This window comes from Sphaerisporangium sp. NBC_01403, assembly GCF_045040145.1.
Lineage (GTDB): Bacteria > Actinomycetota > Actinomycetes > Streptosporangiales > Streptosporangiaceae > Sphaerisporangium > Sphaerisporangium viridialbum.
In genome coordinates this window covers 8,821,732-8,845,253 of sequence record NZ_CP109534.1, presented here as the reverse complement: position 1 = coordinate 8,845,253, position 23,522 = coordinate 8,821,732, and the positions used below count along the sequence as shown (strand labels likewise).

Genomic DNA, 23,522 nt, shown 5'->3' with positions numbered 1-23,522 from the left:
CGGGATATCTCGCGGTCGCGCATGGTGGGAGGCCGTGTCATCGCCACCAGGGGATCTTCGTGCCAGAGACCTGCCGCCACTCCGGATACGCCTTCACCGACCACCTGATCACCGTCCCGCTCGACCATGCCGACCCCACGGGCATGACGATCGAGCTGTTCGCCCGTGAGCTGGTCGCCGTTGAGCGGGAGGAGGCCGACCTGCCGTTCCTGCTGTATCTCGAAGGGGGTCCCGGGCACCGGGCCCCGCGCGCGATCCCCGGCTGGCTGGAGCGGGCGAGCCGCGAGTACCGGGTGGTCCTGCTCGACCAGCGGGGCACGGGACGGAGCACGCCCGCCACGCGGCAGACCCTGACCGATCTACCCGACCCGGCGGGCTACCTGCGGCACTTCCGGGCCGACAGCATCGTGCGCGACGCCGAGCTGCTGCGCGCGCACCTCGCGGGAGACCGGCCGTGGAGCGTGCTCGGCCAGAGCTTCGGCGGGTTCTGCGCGCTCACCTACCTGTCCCTGGCGCCCGAGGGGCTGCGCGAGGTGCTGATCGCGGGCGGGCTGCCGTCGCTGACCGCCTCGCCGTACGAGGTGTACCTGGCGGCGTACCCCAGGGTCCTGGCCCACAACGAGCGCTTCTTCGCCCGCTACCCCCGAGACCAGGAGGTCGCCCGCAGGGTCGTGGACCATCTTCTGGAGAACGAGGTGGCGCTTCCCAACGGCGATCGGCTCACCCCGCGGCGTTTCCAGACGGTGGGCCTGGTCCTTGGGCAGGAGAACCGCTTCGACTCCCTCCACCACCTGCTTGAGGAGCCGTTCATCGGCAAGGGCGAGCTCTCCGATGCCTTTTTGAGGGGGGTCGACTCCCTGGTCTCGTTCGCCGGGCATCCCCTCTATGCCCTGTTGCACGAGGCCATCTACTGCCAGGGCGAGGCGTCCGCGTGGGCGGCGGAGCGGGCGCTGGCCGGCTTCCCGGAGTTCGGCCTGGAGCCGGGCGCACCCGTCCGGTTCACCGGTGAGATGATCTTCCCGTGGTTGTTCGAGGAGGACGCCGCGCTCGCCCCGCTGCGATCCTGCGCGCGGGACCTGGCCGCGCACGCCTCCTGGCCGAGCCTGTACGACCCCGACCGGCTGGCCCGCAACACCGTGCCGGTCGCGGCGGCGATCTACTACGACGACATGTACGTCCACCGCGAGCACTCCCTTCGCACGGCGGGCATGGTCGGCGGCCTGACATTCTGGATCACGAACGAGCACGCCCACGACGGCCTGAGCCGCGGCGGCGCCGTACTCGACCGGCTCATCAGGATGACCCGGCGATAACGGGTGCTTTGCCCCCATAAATCCAAAGTTATGCCCACCTGGGATGTGTGCTACGAGGGCAAAGCCCCGGATAGTGCAGGCAGCTCCTCACTTTGCCCTCCGGAGGCTCTCCTCTATGCGCATCCCCCGACCTCTCACGGCCCTGGCGGCCGCCTCCACGGCCGCCATCCTCCTGTCCGCGCCCATCTCCCCCGCCCAGGCCGCCGACGAGCCCGGCAGCGCCACCGTGGTGCCGGTGCAGGTCACCGGCGACCCGGCGCACCGGTTCAACCTGATCATCATGGGCGACGGCTACACCAAGGGCGAGCAGTCCTCGTTCGCCGCCGACGCCGAGCTGCAGCTCAACGTGCTGTGGTCGATCGAGCCGTACAAGTCCTACCGGAACTACTTCAACGTCTACCGGGTGGACATCGTCTCCGGTGAGTCGGGCGTCGGCTGCGACCCCGACCTGGCCGCCGGGAAGAAGAACACCCCGCTGAGCATGGGCTTCTACGCCAACTGCAACCCCACCAGCCTGCAGCGGCTGATCACCGTGAACAACACGGCCGCCAACAGGTACGCCAACATGGTGGCGGGAAGCAACACCGGCAACCGGCAGATCGTGGCGCTGGCCAACAGCGGGACGTACGGCGGAGCGGGCGGCGCCTACGCCACCGCCTCGGGCCACAACTCGATGTCCGCCCTGATCGCCCCGCACGAGATCGGCCACTCGCTCGGCGGGCTGCAGGACGAGTACCCCTACTACAGTCGCGGCGTGGACGGCGGTCCGTACACCGGTACCGAGCCCGGCTCGGCGCACCACACGCTGCTGACCGAACAGCAGATGAAGGACCAGCAGCGGAAGTGGTGGCGCTGGCTCGGCGAGCCCGGCGAGGCGGGCGGCACCATCGGCAGGTACGAGGGCGGTCTCTACTACAGCAGCGGGGTCTGGCGGCCCAGCCAGCACTCGATCATGAAGACGCTCGGCTACTACTACGACCAGGTCAGCCGCGAGATCATGACGCAGAAGATCTCCGCCAAGGTCGGCCTCATCCAGGACGGCACGCCCACCACGTCACCGGTCGGCGCCGACCGGGTGCTCTGGGTCGAACCGCTGCACCCGAACGACCACGCCCTGACGACCACGTGGCAGGTGGACGGCGCCAAGCTGCCGGGTCAGGGCACCGAGGTCGACCTGCGCACCCTGGACCTGTCACCGGGCAGGCACACGGTGACCGCGACCGTGGTCGACCCGACGAGCTTCGTACGGGACCCGGCCATCCGCGCGACCGGCCTCACCGCGACCCGCACGTGGACGGTGGACACCACCGTGACCACGGTCCCGGGAGCGACCAGCCCCGGTTTCCTGTCCTCCACGCCGACCAACCGCGGCGTGGGACGTAATGAGATCGTCTACGTCGACAGCGCCCACCCCGACGACGCCGTCCCCGCCGTCGCCTGGGCCCTGGACGGCAAGCCGCTCACCGAGACCGACGACGACCTCGATCTCGGCGCCCTCACCCTCACGCCGGGCGCCCACACCGTCACCGCCACCGCCGGCGGGCAGACGCTCACCTGGACCGTGGACGACAAGCCCACCACCGGCTACGAGCTCTCCGAGCCGATCGTCAGGTCCGGCGAGACCTACGTCTACAACGGCCCCTTCACCATGAAGCTCACCGGGCACGACGACGAGCCCGGGTACGTCGTGCGCGAGTCGCGGGTGGACGGCGACGGCTGGTTCAACTACTTCGGCTGGCCGACCTCCGCCGACCTGCCGTGGACGTTCAGCGAGAGCGGCACCACCATCGACAGCCTCACCTACGGCACGCTGGCCCGGGGCGCGCACACCATCGAGTACCGCTCCATTGACGCCAGCGGCAACTACGGCGACGCGAAGAGCTTCAGGGTGACGACCCTCCCGGCACCTCCGGCCTGCACCACCACCATCACCGGCTCGAAGAAGGGGGCGCTCTCGATCCGTTCCGGTGTCACCTGCCTGAACGACGCCGAGGTCAGCGGAGTGGTGACGGTGGGCTCCGGCGCGTCCCTCGTGGTCAACGGCGGCACGATCAAGGGAGGGATCACCGCGGCCGGCGCCGGCGAGGTGCACCTGATCAAGGCGCGGATCGAGGGGGCGGCCGCCATCTCCGGCACCACCGGCAAGCTGGTCATCGCCGGCGCGGACATCAGAGGCGCGATGACGATGAGCGGCAACGCCACGACCGAAGCCCTCGTCCTGACGGGCACACGCGTCCAGGGCTCCCTGTCCTGCGCGGCCAACACGCCGCAGCCCTCCGACGCCGGGGTGCCCAACGACGTCACCGGCGCCGCCCAGTGCACCGGCCTCACCGGCTCCAAGACGGCGAACCGGGCCAAGGCCTACGAGGCGGTGGTGCCCGACCACCGCTGAGCGGCGTCTCGCACGACGAACCGGGCGACGGCCACACGGCCGTCGCCCGGTTTTCATTCGGGGGTGCCGGCGACCGCGCGCAGGGCGGCGATCAGGTCGCCGCCCGAGGGAGCCGTTTCGGGGTCCACGAGCCATTGGGCCGCCATGCCGATCAGCAGCACCTGGTAGAGCGCGCCGACCTTCTCCGCCTGCTCCTCGTTCTCGGCCGAGCCGAGCCGCCCGAACAGCTCGACCAGCGCGAGGCGCGCCTGCCGGCTCGTGTCGGCGAGGTTCCCGCGCATGTCCGGCATCTTCTGGATGTTCGCGATGAGCTCGAACTGGATGGCCCACAGCGCCCGGTGGGTCGCGAAGGACCCGATCACCGCCGCCCACGTCGCCTCGAACCGCTCGTCCGGGGTGGCGCCGGGGTCTCCCTCGGAGGCGAGGATGCGGCCGAGGTCGTCGCCCCACTCCTCCATCGCCTGCTGGAGCGCGGCGTTGAGCAGCGCCTCCTTGGACCCGTAGTGGTAGCCGATGGCGGCCAGGCTGACGACGCCCGAGGCCGCCGCGATGTCGCGCGCCGTGGTGCGCGCGTACCCCTTCTCGTACAGGCAGCGCTTGGCTCCGGCGAGCAGGTCTTCGCGATTTCCCATGCCAGGAGTCTAACCAACGTCTCATACATTTGTCTTGTACGAGCGTATTGCACAGTTGACTGATACATATGTACTGTTCTCTCAGAGCAGGCCGCAGAGCCCGACCGAGCAGGGAGCCCCCCATGAAGAACCGAACCGTCCTCATCTCAGGTGCGAGCATCGCGGGCACGACGCTGGCGTACTGGCTGCGCCGTCACGGCTTCACCCCCACGGTGGTCGAGCGGGCCCCCTCCGTGCGGGAGGGGGGCTACAAGATCGACATCCGCGGCGCCGCGCTCGACGTGGTGACGCGCATGGGCGTCCTCGCGGAGATCCGCCGTGAGCGGACCGGCGTGCTGGGCGGGTCGATCGTCGACGCCGCGGGCAAGCGCGTGGCGAGCATGGACGGCGACACGTTCGGCGGGCGGGAGGGCGACGACGCCGAGATCCTCCGCGGCGACCTGAACCGCATCCTCTACGACCTCACCAAGGGCGAGGTGGAGTACCTCTTCGAGGACTCCATCGCCACCCTCGCCGACACCGCCCACGGCGTGGAGGTCACGTTCGAGAGCGGCGGGAGGCGCACGTTCGACCTGGTGGTGGGGGCCGACGGGCTGCACTCCACCACCCGCGCGCTGGCCTTCGGCCCAGAAGAGCGGTTCGTCCGCGACCTCGGGTACTGCGTCTCGATCTTCAGCGTCCCCAACCACCTCGGCCTCGACCGCTGGGAGCTGACCTACGTCTCCCCGGGCAGGACGGCGCTGGCGTACAGCACCGCCAAGGACACCGGCGCCAAGGCCATGTTCCTGTTCGCCTCCGAGCCGCTGGCGTACGACCACCGCGACCGCGACGAGCAGCGCGAGCTCCTGGCCCGCGCCTACGCCGGGGAGGGCTGGGAGGTTCCCCGGCTGCTCACGGGCATGGAGCACGCGGACGACTTCTACTTCGACTCGCTCAGCCAGGTCCACATGGACCGCTGGTCGAGGGGCCGGGTCGCGCTGGTCGGGGACGCCGCCTACTGCGCCTCCCCCGCGTCGGGCCAGGGCACGAGCCTGGCCCTGGTCGGCGCGTACGTCCTGGCGGGCGAGCTCGCCGCGGCCGGCGGCGAGCACGAGGCCGGGTTCGACGGCTACGAGAGAGAGATGCGAGGCTTCGCCGAGCGGAACCAGAGCCTCGGACCGGCGAACATCAAGCGCATGGTGATGCGGAGCAAGGCACAGGTCCGCATCTCGATGACGATGCTCTCGCTGCTGAAGTACCTGCCGGGCAAGGACCGCATGATGGCCAAGGTCCTCGAACCCATCCACAAGGCGGCGAACGCCATCGAGCTCAAGGACTACTGAGCGCACGGCACGTGTTTGGAAGGCGACCACCCGGGGACCCGGCACTCACGGGTGTCACGACAAGAGGGGCGGCAGGCATGGAGCAGAGACGCGTAGTGGTGTCAGGCGGAGGCACCGGCATCGGGCTGGCGACGGCGGAGGCCTTCGCCGGGGAGGGCGCCCAGGTCACCATCCTCGGCCGCCGGGCCGAGGTGCTCAGCGAGGCCGCCGCGAAGCTGAACACCGCCTACGACGCCGACCTGGTCGGCTGGACCACGGCCGACCTGTCCGACCCCCGCCAGACCCAGGCGGCCGTGGAGGCGATCGCGCTGAAGGGCCCGGTCGACGTGATCGTCACGAACGCGGGCGGGAACGTCGCCTTCGGCGACGACGGCACGCTGACCGGCATCGCCGACTCCTACCGGCGCAACTTCGAGGCCAACGTGCTGACCGCGGTGCTGCTCACCGAGGGCCTCCTGCCCTACCTGCGCCGCCCAGGCGGCCGCATCGTGCACCTGTCGTCGATCGCGGCGGTCCGCGGCCCCGGCTCGTACGGCGGTGCGAAGGCGGCCCTCCACGCCTACACCTACGAGCTGGCGCAGCGGCTCGGGCCCGAAGGGGTCACGGTGAACGCCGTGGCCCCCGGCTACGTCGCCGGCACCGAGTTCTTCGGCGACCGGGCGACGCCGGAGTTCGTCAGGTCGCGCGTCGACCAGACCCTGGTCGGCAAGCCGGGCACGCCGGGCGAGGTCGCGGCGGCCATCAGGTATCTCGCCTCTCCCGAGGCCGGATACGTGACCGGCCAGATACTCCACATCAACGGCGGGACGATGTTGGGCCGATGACGCCGGGCCGCCCGGCGGGTCCCCTCAGCCGGCGAGCACCCTGACCACCCCGGTGAGCGCGAGCTGCAAGAGCGCGGCCGGCACCAGGCCGATCCAGGCGAGCTTCTGCAGCTGGTCAGCGCGGAGCCGGGGGAAGCTGACCCTGACCCAGATCACCACGAACGCCAGCACGAAGATCTTGATCAACGTCCAGACGGGCCCGGGCAGCAGCGGCCCGTGCCACCCTCCGAGGAACAGCACGGTGGTCAGCGCCGAGAGCACGACGATGCCGGCGTACTCCGACAGCATGAACAGCGCGAACCTGATGCCGGTGTACTCCGTCATCGGGCCCATGATGATCTCGGACTCGGCGATCGGCATGTCGAAGGGCGGCCTGCGCAGCTCGGCGAGGCCGGCGACGAAGAACACCACGGCGCCGACGGCCTGCCACGGCAGCCACCACCAGCGCCACGCCTCCACGATGCCCGGCAGCGACAGCGTGCCCGCCGCCATCGCGACCGACGACGCCGCGAGGACGAGCGGCAGCTCGTACGACATGAGCTGGGCCGCCGCGCGCATGCCGCCGAGCACGGAGTACTTGTTGGCCGACGACCAGCCGGCCATGATCGAGCCGAGCACGCCGACGCCCATCACCGCGAGCACGAAGAACAGCCCGGCGTCCAGATCCGTGCCGAACAGGCCGGGGCCGACCGGGATGACGACCAGCACGACGAAGTACGGCACCAGCGCCACGGCGGGCGCGAGGGAGAACACCCGCCGGTCGGCCGCCAGCGGGATGACGTCCTCCTTCTGGGCGAACTTCACACCGTCGGCGATGAGCTGGGCCCAGCCGTGGAACCCTCCGGCGTACATGGGGCCGAGGCGCGACTGCATGTGGGCCATGGCCTTGTGCTCGGTCTGCCCGACGATCAGCGGCAGCGTCAGGAACGCGATGACGATCACCACGAGGCGGACGGCGACATCGAGCACCTCAGCCATCGCCGTCCTCCGGGCCCGCCGGCCGCGAGGGCTGCTCGGGCTGAGGGCCGCGCACGGCGCGGGGGCCTCGCACCGGTGGCGGCGTGGTGGCCGACGGCCCCCAGTCGGCGGGGACGCCGGGCGGGAGCGTCTTGCGGCGGCTGGGCGAGCCCTGGCCCGACTCGCCGGGCTCCTTGGCTCCCGGCCACGGCTTGGCGACCCGCGAGGCGAGGATGAAGTCCTTGCGGAGCGGGAAGCCCTCGAACCCGTCGGGCAGCAGCAGGGGCACCAGGTGGGGATGGCCCTCGAAGATCACCCCGAACATCTCGAAGGTCTCGCGCTCGTGCCAGTCGGCGCCCCGGTAGACGCCCGTGGCGCTCGGCAGCCGGGGGTCCTCGCGCGGCACCCGCGTGCGGAGCAGCAGGTGGGCGTGCTCGACGGGGTCGAAGACGTGGGCGACGACCGAGAAGCCGCCGGGCGGGTCGTCGACCCCGGTCAGCCAGTCGAAGAACACGCACCCGAGGTGGTCGCGGGCGAAGGTCAGCACGTCGATCCAGTCGCCGGCGCCGACGTCCACGGTGGTCTCCCCGAAGGACTCGGAGACCTCGGCGCGCGGGCCGTACCGCTCCTCGATCGCGGCTCTCATCGGTTCACGCCCGGCCGGTGCTCAGGGGCGGCGTAACGCTCGCCGAGCGACTCGCCCGCGATCTTCTCCTGGAGCTTCATGATGCCGTACAGCAGCGCCTCCGGCCGTGGCGGGCAGCCGGGGACGTAGACGTCGACCGGGATGATCTGGTCGACCCCCTTGGTCACGCAGTAGGAGTCCCAGTAAGGGCCGCCGCAGTTGGAGCAGGCGCCGAACGAGATGACGTACTTGGGGTCGGGCATCTGCTCGTACAGGCGCTTGACGGCGGGGGCCATCTTGTCCGTGACGGTGCCCGAGACGATCATGAGGTCGGCCTGCCTCGGGCCGTTGGCGAAGGGGATCACCCCGAAGCGGATGAAGTCGTGACGGCTCATCGAGGTGGCGATGAACTCGATCGCGCAGCAGGCCAGCCCGAAGTTGAACACCCACAGCGAATAGCGCCGCCCCCAGTTGAGGACGAAGCGCATCGGCTTGGGGGCGAGCCGGGACGCCGGCCCCACGGTGGGCATCGGGAGATCGCTGGCGGCCATGAGGCCATTCTCCCCTCTTCGTCAGGTCCAGGCGAGTACGCGTTTGCGCCAGGCATACAGGATGCCGATGGCGATGAAGGCCAGGAACACGAACATCTCGACCAGCGTGGCCATGCCGAAGCCCGGCGCGGCGAACACCGTCGCCCACGGGAACAGGAACACGGCGTCGACGGCGAAGACGACATAGAGGTAGGTGAAGACGTAGTACCTGATCTGGGACTGCGCCCAGCCCTCGCCGACGGGGTCGACACCGCACTCGTAGGTCGTGAGCTTCTCGCGGGTGGGGTGGCTCGGGCGGAGCAGCCGGTTGACGAGCAGGGCTCCGCTGAAGATCGCGACCCCGATGCCCAGCATCACGGCGACGACAGCGTAAGAACCGAAATATCCGTTCATACACCCTCCCACCTGGCGGACCTCACGGCGCGAGCCTTTCGGCTCCCCGGGGCCTTGACACTAGCCCCCCGAGCGAGGTCCACCGGCCCGGAAATCGCTTTCCGTCACCCCAGGACTACCCATCGCGGTCAAAAGCCAGTCTCTCATCCCGCAAAATACAAGTAAATACGTATATAGCGTGCTTAGTCTGGCAGCCATGGCCCGCCTGCTGCGCTCCGGAGGGATCGCGCTACTGGTCGCGATCACCGCCGGCTGCGGAGTCACCTTCCCCTTCACCTTCGAGGACGAGCCCACCACGCTCCCCGCGCAGCCGACCACGATCAACTTCGTCACCCCGTCCACGGTCGGCGGGCTGTCGGTGCAAACGGTCTCGGACGACTCCGCCGACCACCACGTCTTCGTCAGCTATCCCTCCCTCGCCTCGGCCCCCGAACTGGCCGGGAAGCTCCGCCAGACGACCTCGGCCGCCGTACGCCGCTTCTCCCACGGCGCGCGCCCGCAGCCGCACGCCCCCGCGCCCCCCGAGCTGAACATGGCGTGGCAGCTGACGGCGGCCTCCGGCGGCGTGTTCGGGGTACGGATGCGCACCGGGCTGTTCACCGGCACCCAGTGGCGCAACTCCCTCAGCACCCTCTGGTACGACCAGAACGCCCGGCGCGTCCACGAGTCCGCCGACCTGCTGAAGGACGGCCAGGCCCTCGCCACGCTGGCCGCGATCGTGCGGAACCGCCTCTGGAGCCTCGGCCAGGGGATGAAGGTGGACGCGGTCAAGCCCGACCGGGCGATGTTCGACTCGCTCAACTTCAACCCGCACGGCGACCTCGTGGCGGAGTTCGACGACGGCCAGGTGGCCCCGGCGCGGATGGGCCGGATAGCGGTCGCCGTGCCCAAGCAGGAGGCGACGCCGCTGCTGTCGGACTTCGGCCGGCGGACCATGGACGTCGTGGACTCCGCCACCCCGGAGACCATGCCGAACACCCCGCCGCCGCAGGCGATCCCCGCTCCGGGCGACCAGGGCACGGGGGGCGGCTCTGTGGACTGCGCCGCCGCCAGGTGCGTGGCGCTGACCTTCGACGACGGCCCCGGCCGGCAGACCGATCGGCTGCTGTCCATCCTCGCCGAGTACGGCGCCCGCGCCACCTTCTTCACCGTGGGCGCGAACGCCGAGGCGCAGCCGGCCCTGCTGCGGCGCATCGCCGACGCGGGACACCTGATCGCGAACCACTCCTGGTCCCACCGCGACCTGGCGACCCTCGACATCCGCAAGATCTCCGACGAGCTGAGCCGCACCCAGATGACGATCGGCACGGTCGGCCCCGCCCCCGCGCTGCTCCGGGCCCCGTACGGCGGCCTCACCGCCCAGGTCGTGACCGCGGCCCGCGCGCTCAAGCTCTCGATCGTCGGGTGGAGCGTCGACACGGCGGACGCGAGGGACCCCAACCCGGCCGCCGTCGCCCGGCGGGCGATCGACGGGGCGCGGCCCGGATCGGTCATCCTGATGCACGACGGCGGCCCGGCGACCCTCAAGGCCCTGCCGAAGATGCTCAAGGCGCTGGCGGCCCGCGGCTACTCCTTCGTGACCGTCCCCGAGTTGTACGGCGCGCACAGGATGGAGCCGGGTCAGGTCTACGGCACACGGGCACACTGACGGGATCCCTGAGTGAGGCACTCGGAATCCATCCGCCCGAGGGACATATAGTTAGTCACCGTGACCCGAAACGTGCTCTACTCCCGCTTGCACGTTGACCTGTGCAGGCTCGCCGCGGGGCTGTGTACGCGGAGCCGTCTCCGGTCGTGACCACGCCTCGGGCGCTGGTCTCAGACCACGTCCCCACCTGAGCCTCCCCGGCCTCAGGAAGCACCGCGTGCCGCCGCATCACCCCCGATGCCCACCGGACGCGGCCGACGAACACATCGTTGCCGTCGCAGGGAGATGGGTCACACCCCTTCGACGCGCATGCGTAAAGAAGCCCGCGCAGCCCCAAGGGATCTAGCATGGAAATGAATACGTGCCACGAGCGACGGCGCCCCTGCGCGTCGAGGAGGACCGAGCTGTGACCAAGCAGGTTCAGCAACTCGACCGCGTGATCATTCGCTTCGCGGGTGACTCCGGCGACGGCATGCAGTTGACCGGTGATCGTTTCACGGCGGAGACCGCGCAGTTCGGGAACGACCTTTCCACCCTGCCCAACTTCCCCGCCGAGATCCGCGCCCCCGCAGGCACACTCCCCGGCGTGTCGAGTTTCCAGCTCCACTTCGCCGACCACGACATCCTGACCCCGGGTGACGCCCCCAACGTCCTCGTCGCCATGAACCCCGCGGCGCTGAAGGCCAACCTCGGCGACCTGCCGCGCGGGGCCGACATCATCGTCAACACCGACGAGTTCACCAAGCGCAACCTCCAGAAGGTCGGCTACTCCGAGAGCCCGGTGGACGACGACTCCCTCGGCGAGTGGCGCGTGCACGCCGTCCCCCTCACCTCGCTGACGGTGAAGGCCCTCGAAGGCTTCTCCATCTCCAAGAAGGACGCCGAGCGGGCGAAGAACATGTTCGCGCTCGGCCTGCTGTCCTGGCTGTACCACCGGCCCACCGAGGCGACCGTCAAGTTCCTCGAGACCAAGTTCGCGAAGAAGCCCGACATCGCGAAGGCCAACGTCGCGGCCTTCCAGGCCGGGTGGAACTACGGCGAGACCACCGAGTCCTTCTCGGTGTCGTACGAGATCAAGCCGGCCAAGCTGACCGCGGGCCTCTACCGCAACATCTCCGGCAACCAGGCCCTGGCCTACGGGCTGATCGCCGCCTCGGTGCAGTCGAAGCTGCCGCTGTTCCTCGGCTCCTACCCCATCACCCCGGCGTCCGACATCCTGCACGAGCTGTCCAAGCACAAGCGGTTCGGCATCCGCACCTTCCAGGCGGAGGACGAGATCGCGGGCGTCGGCGCGGCGCTCGGCGCGGCGTTCGGCGGCGCGCTCGGCGTCACCACGACGTCGGGTCCCGGCGTGGCGCTCAAGGCCGAGACCGTGGGCCTCGCGGTCACCACCGAGCTCCCGCTGCTGGTGGTCGACGTCCAGCGGGCCGGCCCCTCGACGGGCATGCCCACCAAGACCGAGCAGACCGACCTGCTCATGGCGATGTACGGCCGCAACGGCGAGTCACCGGTGCCGATCGTGGCGCCCGCGACACCGTCCGACTGCTTCGACGCGGCGCTGGAGGCGGCGCGCATCGCCGTGAAGTACCGCACGCCGGTCATGCTGCTCTCCGACGGCTACCTCGCGAACGGTTCCGAGCCGTGGCGGCTGCCCGAGATCGAGGACCTGCCCGACCTGTCGGTCGAGTTCACGGTCGAGCCGAACGGCGACGACGGCGAGACGTACCTGCCGTTCAAGCGCGACACGCAGACCCTGGCGCGGCCGTGGGCGGTCCCCGGCACCCCGGGTCTCGAGCACCGCATCGGCGGCATCGAGAAGGCCGACGGCACGGGCAACATCTCCTACGACCCCAACAACCACGACCTGATGGTCCGGCTCCGCCAGGCCAAGATCGACGGCATCGCGCAGGACATCCCGCCGCTTTCCGTCGACGACCCCGAGGGCGACGCCCGCGTGCTCGTCCTCGGCTGGGGCTCGACGTACGGGCCGATCGCGGCCGCCGTGCGACGGGTCAGGAAGGCCGGCGCGAAGGTCGCGCAGGCCCACATCCGCCACCTCAACCCGCTGCCAGCGAACACCGGCGAGGTGCTGCGCTCGTACGACAAGGTGCTGCTGCCGGAGATCAACCTCGGCCAGCTCGCGCTCCTGCTCCGCGCGCGGTTCCTGGTCGACATCATCAGCTACAACCGTGTGCGCGGTCTTCCCTTCAAGGCCGAGGAGCTGGCCGGAGTGATCCAGGAAGTGATCGACAGTGAGTGATATCGCGACGAACGGGCACGTCACGGGCCCGGTCGCAGGCACGGGGCTCGCCCTCATCCCCCGGGCAACCGAGAAGCAGACCCTGAAGGACTTCAAGAGCGACCAGGAGGTGCGCTGGTGCCCCGGCTGCGGTGACTACGCCATCCTCGCCGCGGTCCAGAGCTTCCTGCCCGAGCTGGGGCTCAAGCGCGAGAACATCGTGTTCGTCTCGGGCATCGGCTGCTCCTCCCGGTTCCCGTACTACCTGAACACCTACGGGTTCCACTCCATCCACGGCCGGGCCCCGGCGATCGCGACCGGCCTGGCCGCGTCCCGCCCCGACCTGTCGGTGTGGGTGATCACCGGAGACGGCGACGCGCTGTCGATCGGCGGCAACCACCTGATCCACGCGCTGCGCCGCAACGTCAACCTGAACATCCTGCTGTTCAACAACCGCATCTACGGGCTGACCAAGGGCCAGTACTCGCCGACCTCCGAGGTCGGCAAGATCACGAAGTCCACGCCGATGGGCTCGCTGGACAAGCCCTTCAACCCGATCTCGCTCGCCCTCGGCGCCGAGGCGGGCTTCGTGGCCCGCACGCTCGACTCCGACCGCAAGCACCTCCAGTCGGTGCTGCGCGAGGCGGCGGCCCACCGGGGCACGAGCCTGGTCGAGATCTACCAGAACTGCAACATCTTCAACGACAACGCGTTCGAGCCGCTGAAGGACCCTGAGCTGCGTGACGACATCACGCTGCGCCTTGAGCACGGCCTGCCGATCGTGTCCGCCTCCAAGGCGGTGCGCCGGGCGGCCAACGGCGGCATCGAGGTCGTCGACCGGGCGAGCGTGCCCGAGGGCGAGATCCTCGTCCACGACGCCCACAACCCCGACCCGTCGCTGGCGTTCGCGCTGTCGCGGCTGGACGAGCCCGCGTTCGAGCACGTGCCGATCGGCATCTTCCGGTCCGTCGACCGCCCGGCCTACGACACGCTGATGGCCGAGCAGCTCGACGAGGCCGTGGCGGAGCGCGGCCCCGGTCAGCTGAGCGACCTGCTGCGCGGCGGCGACACCTGGCGCGTCGGCTGAGAGCCTGAACGCCTGAACTCCGCCCGATGAGGAGGCCCTCCACGGACATCCGTGGAGGGCCTCCTTCTTTACGAAAAGTCGCTGATCAACGCACTCCGGGAGTGCCCCTCGTTCGTCCTATTCCTGGCGGCGTCGAGGGCGTGCTCCGACGCCGCCGCCGCGCGGCGGTGAGCCGGGCCGGGCCAGTGTCGATCTCCGCGAAGGGACTCACCTTTGGATCTGTACCGCGACAGTTCTCAGACCGCGCTGCGCTATCTGGGTCATGCCGGTTTCGTCGCCGAGCACAACGGTGTGCGGCTGCTCGTGGATCCCTGGTTCTACCCGGCGTTCCTGCACTCGTGGTTCCCCTATCCCGACAACCGGGATCTGGTCGACGTGGTGCGCGGCGAGCGTTTCGACTACCTGTACGTGTCGCACGCCCACGAGGACCACTACGACGAACGCCTGCTCAGCACCCTGGACAAGTCGATCACCGTGATCGTCCCGAGGTACCGCTCGAAGATCATGGTCAGGCGCTTCACGGCGCTGGGTTTCGAGAACATCGTGGCGCTCGACCACAAGGAGTCCCTGGACCTCGCGCCCGGCTTCACCGTCACGATGTACCTCGACACCAGCCACAAGGAGGACAGCGGGCTCCTGCTCGACCTCGGCGGCTTCCGCTTCCTCGACCTGAACGACTGCAACACCCCGATGTCGGAGCTGCCCGGCGACATCGACCTGCTCGCCGCGCAGTACTCCGGGGCGATGTGGTACCCCAACTGCTACGACTATCCGCCTGACGTGATGCGCAAGAAGGTGGACGCCGTCCGCGGCGACCTGCTCGACACGCTTTACCGCAAGGTGCGGATCACCGGGGCCACGGCCTACCTGCCCTCCGCGGGACCGGCCTGCTTCCTCGACCCCGTCCTCGCGCCGTACAACGACCGCGACGCGACGATCTTCCCGCAGTGGGAGGACGTCGCCGGCCAGTTCGCCGAGGCATGTCCCGGCGTCGAGGTGCTACGACTGTTCCCCGGCGACACCGTCCGGCTCGACGGGTCACGAGCGGTGGAACGCGCGCCCGGCGCGCGGACCTCCGAGGACCTCGCCGCCTACCGCGAGCGGCGCCGTGACGAGTGGAGCGCGTTCTACGACGAGCCCGCGGAGCCGGTGACCGCCGAGGAGATCGAGTCCTACTTCGCCAAGCTGCAGAGCTGGAACAAGCGCTTCCTGGGCGACTTCGCGAAGGACATCCGCCTTGTCGCCGACGGTCGCATGTGGGACGTACGGCTGGGGCGCCTGGCCGAGCGGTTCGTCATCGAGGGCGAGGAGCCGTACGACCCGGAGTACACCCTCCTCCTGTGCCCCCGGACGATGCGGGCGATCATCGAGGAGCGCACCGGCTGGGAGGAGGCCCTCCTGTCGATGCGCGTGGGGCTCCACCGGGAGCCGGACGTGTTCGACCTGACCTTCATGAGCCTGCTGCGCTACGGCCAGCAGCCCGTGCAGACCATGCAGATGCTCCGGGAGCGGCAGAACACCGAGACCATCGAGCGCGACGGGCTTCGCATGCAGCGGTTCTGCCCGCACGCCGGTGAGGACCTCACCCACGCCATCGTCTGCGACGGCGTCATCGAATGCCCCCGGCACCACTGGAAGTGGGAGGCCACGACCGGGAAGTGCGTCGAGGGGGGAACGCTGCCGCTGCGGGTCGAGCCGCTGGAGGCGTGAGAATCCCCGGCCGCGCACAACGTAGGAGTTCTGGAATTGCGTTTTCACAATGCGCCTAACGCGTCATCTCATGATTTCAGTGCGCTATCGAATGAAGTCACTGCACCGCACGATCACATGGCGTCTGCCATAGTTGGGCGGTCTCGTTGGAACGTGCCGAGAAGCGGGAGAACAATGGTCACCAGGTGTCGCACCCACTCCGAAACGGTCGAGGTGGGACGATGAGCCGTCTCAGCGCGTTACGCGGCCGCTTCGTCGACTCGCCCGACTCCCTCGGCGCCAAGGCACGGGCCCGCCGCTGGAACTGGTTCGCGCAGAGCTTTCCCGGCCTGGAGAACATGTCGGTGATCGACCTCGGCGGCACGGCCAGTGCCTGGCTCCGGGCTCCGGTACGGCCCGCCCACGTGCAGATCGTCAACCTCGAAAAGCCCCCGACCGACCTCCCGGGGTGGCTGAAGGCCGACGTGGCCGACGCCTGCGAGCTTCCGGCGGGCATCCTCGCCACCAAGTACGACCTGGTGTTCTCGAACGCGGTGATCGAGCACGTCGGGGGGCATCTGCGCCGTCAGATGTTCGCCGACGCCGTCCACGGTCTGGCGGAGCGTCACTGGGTGCAGACGCCCTACCGCTACTTCCCCGTGGAACCGCACTTCCTGTTCCCCGGGTTCCAGTACCTCCCGATCGCCGCGCGCACCGCTCTGCTCCGCCGCTGGCCTCTCGTGCACACGCCCACGTCCGACCGCGAGGCGGCGCGCAACATCGTCATGGAGGTGGAGTTGCTCAGCATCACCGAGATGCGGCACTACTTCTCCTCCTCGGAAATCCGCTTCGAGCGGCTCGGCGGCCTGGTGAAATCCGTCATCGCCGTCAGCGCCTAATAGCGAAAGGCGCCGGGGTTTCCGGCGCCTTTCCCTTTTCCCGCGATCTCTGTTTCAGATCGCCTTCAGCTCGTCTCGCCGGTCGGGCCTCAGCCGCCCTCGGGGACGGCCTTGCCGTCGTCCCAGACGTTGCCCTTCCACTCGTTGCCCGACCCGCCCTTGTCCCAGTAGGCCACCGGGCCGTTCTGCCCGCCCTTGGCCCAGACCTTGCGGCTGAAGACGTTGTTGACGACCTTGATGTTGGACGAGGTGCCCTTGGCGCCGGCCCCGCCGTAGAGCGCGTACCCGCCACCGGCCAGGAAGTTGGCCTCGACCGTCACGTTGCGCACCACGCCGAAGTCCTGGAACAGCGCGATGGCGCCGGTCTGGTCGAGTGTGTTGATCACCGTGTTGCCGCGGATCACCAGCTTGGCACCGGACGGCGGACCGCTGGTGCACATGATCATGTCCGTGTGGTCGCCGGAGTAGTAGACCGGATCGTGGATGTAGGAGTCCTCGATGAGGCCCTGCTCGGTCAGGATGCCGTTGCTGATGGTGTGGATGTCGACCCGCCGGACGGTCAGGTCGCCACCCTGGTTGAGGATGCCGAACTGCGTCCGCTGCTTGCCGTTGCCGAAGACCTCGCTGTTCTCGACGGTGAGACCGCTGCGACCCTGCCGCTGGATGATGCCCCAGTCGCCGGGAGCGGCGGCGAGGCGGGTGTTGCGGATGGTCACGTTGTCGGCGTCGACGTTGATCTCACCCTGCACCTCCATGCCGTCGATGACCGTGCCGTCCTTGGTGACGGTGATCGACTTGCTCTGGGTGAGCTTCACCCCGGAGGGCACCCCGGTGTTGGAACCGTTCGGCCAGGAACCGCCGGGGGCGGTCGGCTGGGACGTGGGGGCCACCGTCGGCTGCCTCGTCGGGTCGAGGGTGAGCGACGGCTTCGGGGTCGTCGGCGAGGGCTTGGCGGTCGGCGTCTCGGTGGGAGGCTTCGGAGTCGGGGTGTGCGTCGTCGTGCGAGTCGGCGTCGGGCTCGGAGCGGTGCTCTCGGTCGGCGTCGGGGTGACCTCCACGCCGCCGGACGGCTGCCCCGGCGCGGTCGGGGTCGGGGTGAGGGAGGTCTCGGGCCCGGTCGACACCGTGGGCACCACGCTGGGCGAAGGCGCGGAACCGCCCTCCGGCCCGTTCGTCGGATCGGGCAGGCTCCGGCGTTCGCGGTGCCGGAAGATCACGTCTACGTAGTAGTTGATCCTCGCGCGGTGCCGGCGGGACGGGAAGGCGGCCTTCTCGGTAGCGGAGAAGACCCCTTCCTCCGCGGTCAGCGGGCCCACGCTGACCGGCTTGGCGAAGGCACCCCGCTGGGCGACGTAACCGCCGTTGCCCGTGTGGTAGGACACGGTGTAGACCCGCCCGGCGACGATGGGCACCGGGCTCGAGAACAGAGCCTCCTGCCAGCCGCTGCGGGTCTCGCCGGTGAAGGTCACGTGGGCCAGCAGCTTCTTGTCGGAGTCCCACAGGCTGCCACGATGCGTGCCGCGCTCGGAAGCCGGCTTGTAGAAGCGCACGCCCGCGACCTCGCCGTTGCGGCTCGCCGTGAAGCGCGTGCCGAGCTCCAGGGGGGTCTTCTCGGACTGCGTCTTGCCCTTGACCACCTTCTGCGACTTCCAGAGGCTGGACTCCAGCGTGACCTCGGCCGCCACGGGGGTGGATTTCGGGGCCGCGACCGGCGCCTCGTCCCGGTTGATGACCACGACCGTCACGGTCGCCCCTATGACCGCGGCCGCGGCCAGAAGCGACAGCCGTCCCAGCAGGGGTAGCCGAGGGGATCGGGCACGTCGAGCCGCGGCGGATGCGGACCTGCGCTGCGCGCGCGGTCCACCCGCATGCCGTCGATTGCTCACTGGCACAAGCCTCCACCTCCGGCGCGGGCGCCGGACTCCGATCATGTTTCAGTGCGAGGCTATTGTTGCGGTTGGGAAACGATGAGACAACCTGAATGCCATTTTTTAGCTGTTAATGCCGACCATTCGGCATTGAAACAGAGATTCTGCCAACAGAATCGACGTTTCATAGCATCCAAAACGCGTGGTATAGGGCGGACTTATGGTCACCCCTGCCGGCTCGCCGGAGGCTCCACCCGTTCGCGCAGGTGCGCGTAGTAGGCGAGGCAGTCGTCGTAATGGGGCAGCAGTCGCTTGTCCAGCGCCTCGGCCAGGGTGGGGGCCGCGGCGTCTTTCGGGGAGAGCAGTGGCTCGATATCCGCGGGCCAGGCGATGCCGAGATCGGGGTCGAGCGGATGGATGCCGTGTTCCCTGGCCGGGGTGTACGGCTCGGAACACAGGTAGACCACCGTGGCCTCCTCGCTGAGCGCCATGAACGCGTGGCCGAGACCCTCGCCGACATAGATCCCTTTACGGCTCCGGTCGTCGAGCTCGACGGCCTCCCATTGACCGAACGTCGGCGAACCGGCGCGTATGTCCACCACCACGTCCAGCACCGAGCCGCTCACGCACGTGACGTACTTCGCCTGGCCGGGCGGCACGTCCGCGAAATGGACCCCGCGCACGGTGCCCTTGCGGGAGATCGAGCAGTTGGCCTGCGCGAGCCGGAAGGGGTGCCCGGCCGCGCCGGCCAGGTGGTCCTCGCGGAACCACTCCAGGAACGTTCCCCTCTCGTCCCCGTGGATGGCCGGCGTGAACACGTAAGTGCCTGAGATGCCCATGGGATTCACGGGCCACAGCGTGCCACAAACCGGCGGCATCCCGCCCGGGCGGCGGGTCGGCCGCCAGGAGCGCGGCTTTGGTGCCCCCGTCACGTAAACCACATGCGCCCCAACCGCGTCTTTTGGATGGTTCCACGCTTCAGCGTGACCTCTCGGGGTTTCTAGAACGTCCTTCTCCACGTTGGAGCGTCAGTGATCTGGCACAGAGCCGTGCGCTCATCGAAGTACGCCGTCGCCACGGCGATGGCCTGCCTGGCAGCCCTTCTGTCAGCGCCAACGAACCCAGCCGCAGCCGCGGGCCCCTGCGACTCGGGGGGAAACGCGATCACATGTGAGAACAGCCTCGCCGGTAACCCCCAGACGGAGTGGGACACCACCCCGCACGGGACCGTCGAGGGCTACGGCGACCAGATGAGCGTCAATCTCGGCCAGACGGTGAACTTCAAGGTGCGGTCCACCGCGCTGAACCTGCAGGTGGACATCTACCGGATGGGCTACTACCAGGGCAACGGCGCCCGGAAGATCATCTCGGTTCCGGCGACCACCTCGGTGTCCCGCAACCAGCCGAGCTGCCCGGAGAACACCACCACCGGCGAGGTGGCCTGCAACTGGGGCACTGTCGCGAGCTGGACCGTTCCCACCACCGCGGTCTCGGGCATCTACTTCGCGCACGTCATCCGCACGGACACCGACGACGACACCCACATCATCTTCGTCGTCCGCAACGACGCCGGCACCTCCGACGTGCTGTTCAGGACCTCCGACACCACCTGGCAGGCGTACAACTCCTGGGGTGACATCCCGGCCACCGAGAACAACCCCACCAAGATGCTGAACAGCCTCTATCGCGGCGACAGCGTCGTCGCGCCGGGGCGGGCGGCCAAGGTGAGCTACAACCGGCCGTTCAACACCCGGGAGACGACGCCCTGGGGCCGCGACTTCGTGTTCGCCAACGAGTACCCCATGGTCCGCTGGCTCGAGGCCAACGGCTACAACGTCTCGTACATGTCGTCACTGGACGCGGCGCGGGCGCCGTCCACGCTTCTCGCCCACAAGGCGGTGCTGTCGGTGGGCCACGACGAGTACTGGTCCGCCGAAGAGCGCTCCGCCTTCGAGAACGCCCGCGACAACGGCGTCAACCTCGCCTTCTTCAGCGGCAACGAGGTGTACTGGAAGACCCGGTGGGAGAACAGCTACCGCACGCTGGTCTCGTACAAAGAGACCCACGCGAACGCCAAGATCGACCCGACGCCGAACGTCTGGACGGGCACCTGGCGCGACCCGCGCTTCAGCCCGCCCGCGGACGGCGGCCGGCCGGAGAACGCCCTCACCGGCACCCTGTTCACGGTCAACTGCACGACGTCGAACGACGGTTGCGCGGCCACCTCGCTGACCGTGCCCGCCGCCGACGGCAAGATGCGCTTCTGGCGCGGCACCTCGGTGGCGAGCCAGTTCTCCGGATCGGTCAGCATCCCCGGGCTCGTCGGCTACGAGTGGGATGAGGACGTCGACAACGGCTTCCGGCCGAAGGGCCTCGTGCCGCTCTCCACGACCACGGCCACGGCCGAGCAGGTGCTCGTCGACTACGGCACGAACGTCGCCCAGAAGAGCGCGACCCACCGCATGACCCTGTACCGCGCGCCGAGCGGCGCCCTGGTGTTCGGCGCGGGCACGGTGCAGTGGACCTGGGGTCTCGACGGCGAGCACGACAGCTACAACGAGACGGACTACAGCGACACCCGCATCAAGCAGGCGACGGTGAACCTGTTCGCCGACATGGCCGTGCAGCCCAAGTCCCTGCAGTCGGGGCTGAGCGCCGCCACCAAGTCGACCGACACCACCGCGCCGACGGTCACGATCGGCGCTCCCGCCGTGAACGCCACCGTCACCAACGGCTCGACCGTCACCATCAGCGGCACGGCCGCGGACAGCGGCGGGCAGGTCGGCGCGGTGGAGGTCTCGACCGACGGCGGCACGACCTGGCACCCGGCCAGTGGCCGGGCGAGCTGGACGTACTCGTGGAAGGTCTCCGGCGTCGGCGCGACGACGATCAAGGCCCGCGCGGCCGACGACAGCGGCAACGTCGGCGCGGAGGCGTCGAGGAACGTCACCGTCGAATGCCCGTGCAGCCTGTTCGGCCCGTCCGTCGTCCCGAGCAACCCGTCCGAGAACGACTCGAGCGCGGTGGAGCTCGGGGTCCGCTTCCGCTCCTCCGTGAGCGGCTACGTGACCGGGGTGAAGTTCTACAAGGGCACGGGCAACACCGGCACGCACACCGGCACGCTGTGGACGACCAGCGGCACCCAGCTGGCCACCGGCACCTTCTCCGGCGAGACGGCCGCCGGGAACTGGCAGACGCTGAACTTCAGCTCCCCGGTGCACATCTCGGCCAACACCGACTACATCGCCTCCTATTACGCGCCGAACGGCCACTACGCCGGCGACGCGAACTACTTCCGCTACCAGTCCAAGGTCAACGCGCCGCTGACCGCGCCGATGGCCACCGACACCGCGGGCAACGGCGTCTACCGGGTGGGCGCGGGCTTCCCCAACCAGACCTACTCCGGCGGCAACTACTACGTGGACGTCGTCTTCACGATCAACGACGTCTACCCGCCGGCCGTGACGTCGGCGGTGCCGGTGCCCGGCTCCGCCAGCGTGCCCAAGACCGTCCAGCCCCAGGTGATCTTCGGTGAGCCCGTCCAGGCCGGCACCGCGACGTTCACCGTGCAGGACTCCACGAACGCGACCGTGGCCGGCACGGCGTCCCTGGACGCCGGACGCACGACGCTCACCTTCGCGCCGTCCGCGCCGCTCGCGGCGGGTGAGCCGTTCACCGTCACGGTCTCGGGGGCCAAGGACGACGCGGGCAACACCATGGCCCAGCCGTACACCTACACCTTCACCACGGCCAAGGCCTCGACGCCCGGCGTGTGCCCGTGCGGCCTGTGGCCGGACGGCACCGTCCCCGCCGTGCCGAGCGCCAACGACACCGGCTCGGTCGAGCTGGGCGTGAAGTTCCAGACCGACGTGGACGGCTTCGTCAACGGCATCCGGTTCTACAAGGGGCCCGGCAACACCGGGACGCACACCGGCACGCTGTGGTCGTCGTCCGGCCAGGAGCTGGCCACGGCGACCTTCACCGGCGAGTACAGCCTGGGCTGGCAGGAGGTGCTGTTCTCCAACCCGGTGCCCGTCACCAAGAACACCACCTACGTCGCGTCCTACCACGCGCCGAACGGCCACTACGGGTCCACCCCGCAGGGGCTCGCCTCGGCCGTGGTCGCCTCCCCGCTGCGCACGCTGGCGAGCGGGACGAGCGGCGGCAACGGCCTCTACAAGTACGGCGCGCGGGCGTTCCCCACGGACTCGTGGGACTCGACCAACTACTGGGTGGACGTGTCGTTCACCAAGGTCGCCGACTCCACGGCGCCGTCGATCACTGCCAAGTCCCCCGATCACGGCGGCGTCGGCGTGGCCACCGGCACCGCGGTCACGGCGACGTTCAGCGAGCCGATCCAGGAGAACTCGGCCGTGGTCACCGTGAAGAACCAGGCGAACCAGACGGTGGCCGGCAGCGTGTCGCTCAACCAGGCGCGCACGCTGCTCACCTTCACGCCGGACAACCCGCTGGCGCAGAGCACCACGTACAACGTCTCGGTGAGCGGCGGCAAGGACGACGCCGACAACGTCATGACGACGACCACGTGGTCGTTCACCACCGGCGGCGCGGCGAGTTGCCCCTGCTCGATCTGGGCGAGCAACTCGGCACCGGTCAACGCCTCGAACAACGACTCCAGCTCGGTCGAGCTGGGTGTGAAGTTCACCGCCGAGATGGACGGCACGATCACCGGCATCCGGTTCTACAAGAGCGCCCAGAACACCGGCACCCACGTCGGCAACCTCTGGAGCTCCACCGGTACCCTGCTGGCGACCGGCACGTTCACCAACGAGACGGCCGTCGGCTGGCAGGATCTGACGTTCGCCACCCCCGTCAGCGTCACCGCCGGCCAGGTGTACGTGGCGTCGTACCTCGCGCCCAACGGGCACTACGCGGGCGACACCGGCTACTTCAACTCCGGCTCCTACGACAACTCCCCGCTGCACGCCGTGGCCAACGGCGGCCCGGCGGGCGGCAACGGAGTGTACCGGTACGGTTCATCGTCCGGCTTTCCGACCGCCAGCTACAACGGCGACAACTACTGGGTGGACGTGCGGTTCACCCCGTCCAGCTGACGCCCTGA

General features: G+C 69.3%; 18 protein-coding genes. 11 read left to right on the top strand and 7 right to left on the bottom strand.

Annotated features, from left to right (window positions below):
- Positions 1-59: 59 nt before the first annotated feature.
- Complete coding sequence (locus OG589_RS39870; protein ID WP_405143802.1) at positions 60-1,313, top strand: alpha/beta fold hydrolase; 1,254 nt, start codon at positions 60-62, stop codon at positions 1,311-1,313.
- Positions 1,314-1,428: 115 nt separating this feature from the next.
- Complete coding sequence (locus OG589_RS39865; RefSeq protein ID WP_405143801.1) at positions 1,429-3,705, top strand: M64 family metallopeptidase; 2,277 nt, start codon at positions 1,429-1,431, stop codon at positions 3,703-3,705.
- 53 nt (positions 3,706-3,758) lie between these two features.
- Here OG589_RS39865 and OG589_RS39860 read toward each other — a convergent pair whose 3' ends face one another.
- Positions 3,759-4,337 carry a TetR/AcrR family transcriptional regulator gene (locus OG589_RS39860; RefSeq protein WP_405143800.1) on the bottom strand — a complete coding sequence of 193 codons (579 nt, stop codon included), beginning with the start codon at positions 4,335-4,337 and terminating at the stop codon, positions 3,759-3,761.
- 122 nt (positions 4,338-4,459) lie between these two features.
- Between OG589_RS39860 and OG589_RS39855 the strand changes: the two genes are divergently transcribed.
- Both OG589_RS39855 and OG589_RS39850 read left to right on the top strand, forming a co-directional pair.
- The gene (locus OG589_RS39855; RefSeq protein WP_405143799.1) at positions 4,460-5,659 is read left to right on the top strand and encodes an FAD-dependent monooxygenase; all 1,200 of its coding nucleotides are present in this window, start codon (positions 4,460-4,462) and stop codon (positions 5,657-5,659) included.
- Positions 5,660-5,736: 77 nt separating this feature from the next.
- Positions 5,737-6,483, top strand: a complete 747-nt coding sequence (locus OG589_RS39850) for an SDR family NAD(P)-dependent oxidoreductase (protein ID WP_405143798.1) — start codon at positions 5,737-5,739, stop codon at positions 6,481-6,483.
- Positions 6,484-6,507: 24 nt separating this feature from the next.
- Here the strand turns inward: OG589_RS39850 and OG589_RS39845 are convergent, their stop codons facing one another.
- The 4 genes from OG589_RS39845 to OG589_RS39830 are packed head-to-tail and all read right to left on the bottom strand — an operon-like array spanning position 6,508 to position 9,009.
- Positions 6,508-7,461, bottom strand: coding sequence for an NADH-quinone oxidoreductase subunit H (locus tag OG589_RS39845; protein ID WP_405143796.1), 954 nt, complete (start codon positions 7,459-7,461; stop codon positions 6,508-6,510).
- Positions 7,454-8,086 carry an NADH-quinone oxidoreductase subunit C gene (locus OG589_RS39840; protein WP_405143795.1) on the bottom strand — a complete coding sequence of 211 codons (633 nt, stop codon included), beginning with the start codon at positions 8,084-8,086 and terminating at the stop codon, positions 7,454-7,456. The genes OG589_RS39845 and OG589_RS39840 overlap by 8 nt, the downstream gene beginning before the upstream one ends.
- Complete coding sequence (locus OG589_RS39835) at positions 8,083-8,595, bottom strand: NADH-quinone oxidoreductase subunit B (RefSeq protein ID WP_405152217.1); 513 nt, start codon at positions 8,593-8,595, stop codon at positions 8,083-8,085. Before OG589_RS39835 ends, OG589_RS39840 begins: the two co-directional genes overlap by 4 nt.
- Positions 8,596-8,637: 42 nt before the next feature.
- Positions 8,638-9,009, bottom strand: coding sequence for an NADH-quinone oxidoreductase subunit A (locus OG589_RS39830; RefSeq protein ID WP_405143793.1), 372 nt, complete (start codon positions 9,007-9,009; stop codon positions 8,638-8,640).
- Positions 9,010-9,187: 178 nt separating this feature from the next.
- Between OG589_RS39830 and OG589_RS39825 the strand changes: the two genes are divergently transcribed.
- The 6 genes from OG589_RS39825 (at position 9,188) to OG589_RS39800 (ending at position 16,571) form a co-directional block, all read left to right on the top strand.
- Positions 9,188-10,657, top strand: coding sequence for a polysaccharide deacetylase family protein (locus OG589_RS39825; protein WP_405143792.1), 1,470 nt, complete (start codon positions 9,188-9,190; stop codon positions 10,655-10,657).
- Between the two features lie 60 nt (positions 10,658-10,717).
- Positions 10,718-10,807, top strand: coding sequence for a putative leader peptide (locus tag OG589_RS39820; protein ID WP_363918166.1), 90 nt, complete (start codon positions 10,718-10,720; stop codon positions 10,805-10,807).
- Between the two features lie 256 nt (positions 10,808-11,063).
- Complete coding sequence (locus tag OG589_RS39815) at positions 11,064-12,917, top strand: 2-oxoacid:acceptor oxidoreductase subunit alpha (protein ID WP_405143790.1); 1,854 nt, start codon at positions 11,064-11,066, stop codon at positions 12,915-12,917.
- A complete protein-coding gene (locus OG589_RS39810; RefSeq protein ID WP_405143788.1) occupies positions 12,910-13,983 on the top strand; it encodes a 2-oxoacid:ferredoxin oxidoreductase subunit beta in 1,074 nt (357 codons plus the stop codon). Before OG589_RS39815 ends, OG589_RS39810 begins: the two co-directional genes overlap by 8 nt.
- 213 nt (positions 13,984-14,196) lie before the next feature.
- Positions 14,197-15,693: an MBL fold metallo-hydrolase gene (locus OG589_RS39805; protein ID WP_405143787.1), complete on the top strand. Its 1,497-nt coding sequence runs from the start codon at positions 14,197-14,199 to the stop codon at positions 15,691-15,693.
- Positions 15,694-15,914: 221 nt separating this feature from the next.
- On the top strand, positions 15,915-16,571 hold the full coding sequence (locus OG589_RS39800) for a hypothetical protein (protein ID WP_405143785.1): 657 nt from the start codon (positions 15,915-15,917) through the stop codon (positions 16,569-16,571).
- A gap of 89 nt (positions 16,572-16,660) precedes the next feature.
- Here OG589_RS39800 and OG589_RS39795 read toward each other — a convergent pair whose 3' ends face one another.
- Both OG589_RS39795 and rfbC read right to left on the bottom strand, forming a co-directional pair.
- Positions 16,661-18,316, bottom strand: a complete 1,656-nt coding sequence (locus tag OG589_RS39795; protein WP_405143783.1) for a DUF4082 domain-containing protein — start codon at positions 18,314-18,316, stop codon at positions 16,661-16,663.
- A 347-nt stretch (positions 18,317-18,663) separates the two neighbouring features.
- Positions 18,664-19,278, bottom strand: coding sequence for a dTDP-4-dehydrorhamnose 3,5-epimerase (gene rfbC / locus OG589_RS39790; RefSeq protein WP_405152216.1), 615 nt, complete (start codon positions 19,276-19,278; stop codon positions 18,664-18,666).
- Positions 19,279-19,689: 411 nt separating this feature from the next.
- On the opposite strand from rfbC, the gene OG589_RS39785 reads away from it, so the two are divergent.
- A complete protein-coding gene (locus tag OG589_RS39785; protein ID WP_405143782.1) occupies positions 19,690-23,514 on the top strand; it encodes a DUF4082 domain-containing protein in 3,825 nt (1,274 codons plus the stop codon).
- The last annotated feature ends 8 nt before the right edge of the window (positions 23,515-23,522 follow it).

What these genes read in the sequence shown, in the direction of transcription:
- OG589_RS39785 (WP_405143782.1), top strand. Translation starts at nt 19,690, where the DNA reads ATGAGCGTCAATCTCGGCCAGACGGTGAACTTCAAGGTGCGGTCCACC.
- OG589_RS39850 (WP_405143798.1), top strand. Translation starts at nt 5,737, where the DNA reads ATGGAGCAGAGACGCGTAGTGGTGTCAGGCGGAGGCACCGGCATCGGG.
- OG589_RS39830 (WP_405143793.1), bottom strand. Translation starts at nt 9,009, where the DNA reads ATGAACGGATATTTCGGTTCTTACGCTGTCGTCGCCGTGATGCTGGGC.
- OG589_RS39840 (WP_405143795.1), bottom strand. Translation starts at nt 8,086, where the DNA reads ATGAGAGCCGCGATCGAGGAGCGGTACGGCCCGCGCGCCGAGGTCTCC.
- rfbC (WP_405152216.1), bottom strand. Translation starts at nt 19,278, where the DNA reads ATGGGCATCTCAGGCACTTACGTGTTCACGCCGGCCATCCACGGGGAC.
- OG589_RS39800 (WP_405143785.1), top strand. Translation starts at nt 15,915, where the DNA reads ATGAGCCGTCTCAGCGCGTTACGCGGCCGCTTCGTCGACTCGCCCGAC.
- OG589_RS39845 (WP_405143796.1), bottom strand. Translation starts at nt 7,461, where the DNA reads ATGGCTGAGGTGCTCGATGTCGCCGTCCGCCTCGTGGTGATCGTCATC.
- OG589_RS39860 (WP_405143800.1), bottom strand. Translation starts at nt 4,337, where the DNA reads ATGGGAAATCGCGAAGACCTGCTCGCCGGAGCCAAGCGCTGCCTGTAC.
- OG589_RS39855 (WP_405143799.1), top strand. Translation starts at nt 4,460, where the DNA reads ATGAAGAACCGAACCGTCCTCATCTCAGGTGCGAGCATCGCGGGCACG.
- OG589_RS39835 (WP_405152217.1), bottom strand. Translation starts at nt 8,595, where the DNA reads ATGCCCACCGTGGGGCCGGCGTCCCGGCTCGCCCCCAAGCCGATGCGC.
- OG589_RS39865 (WP_405143801.1), top strand. Translation starts at nt 1,429, where the DNA reads ATGCGCATCCCCCGACCTCTCACGGCCCTGGCGGCCGCCTCCACGGCC.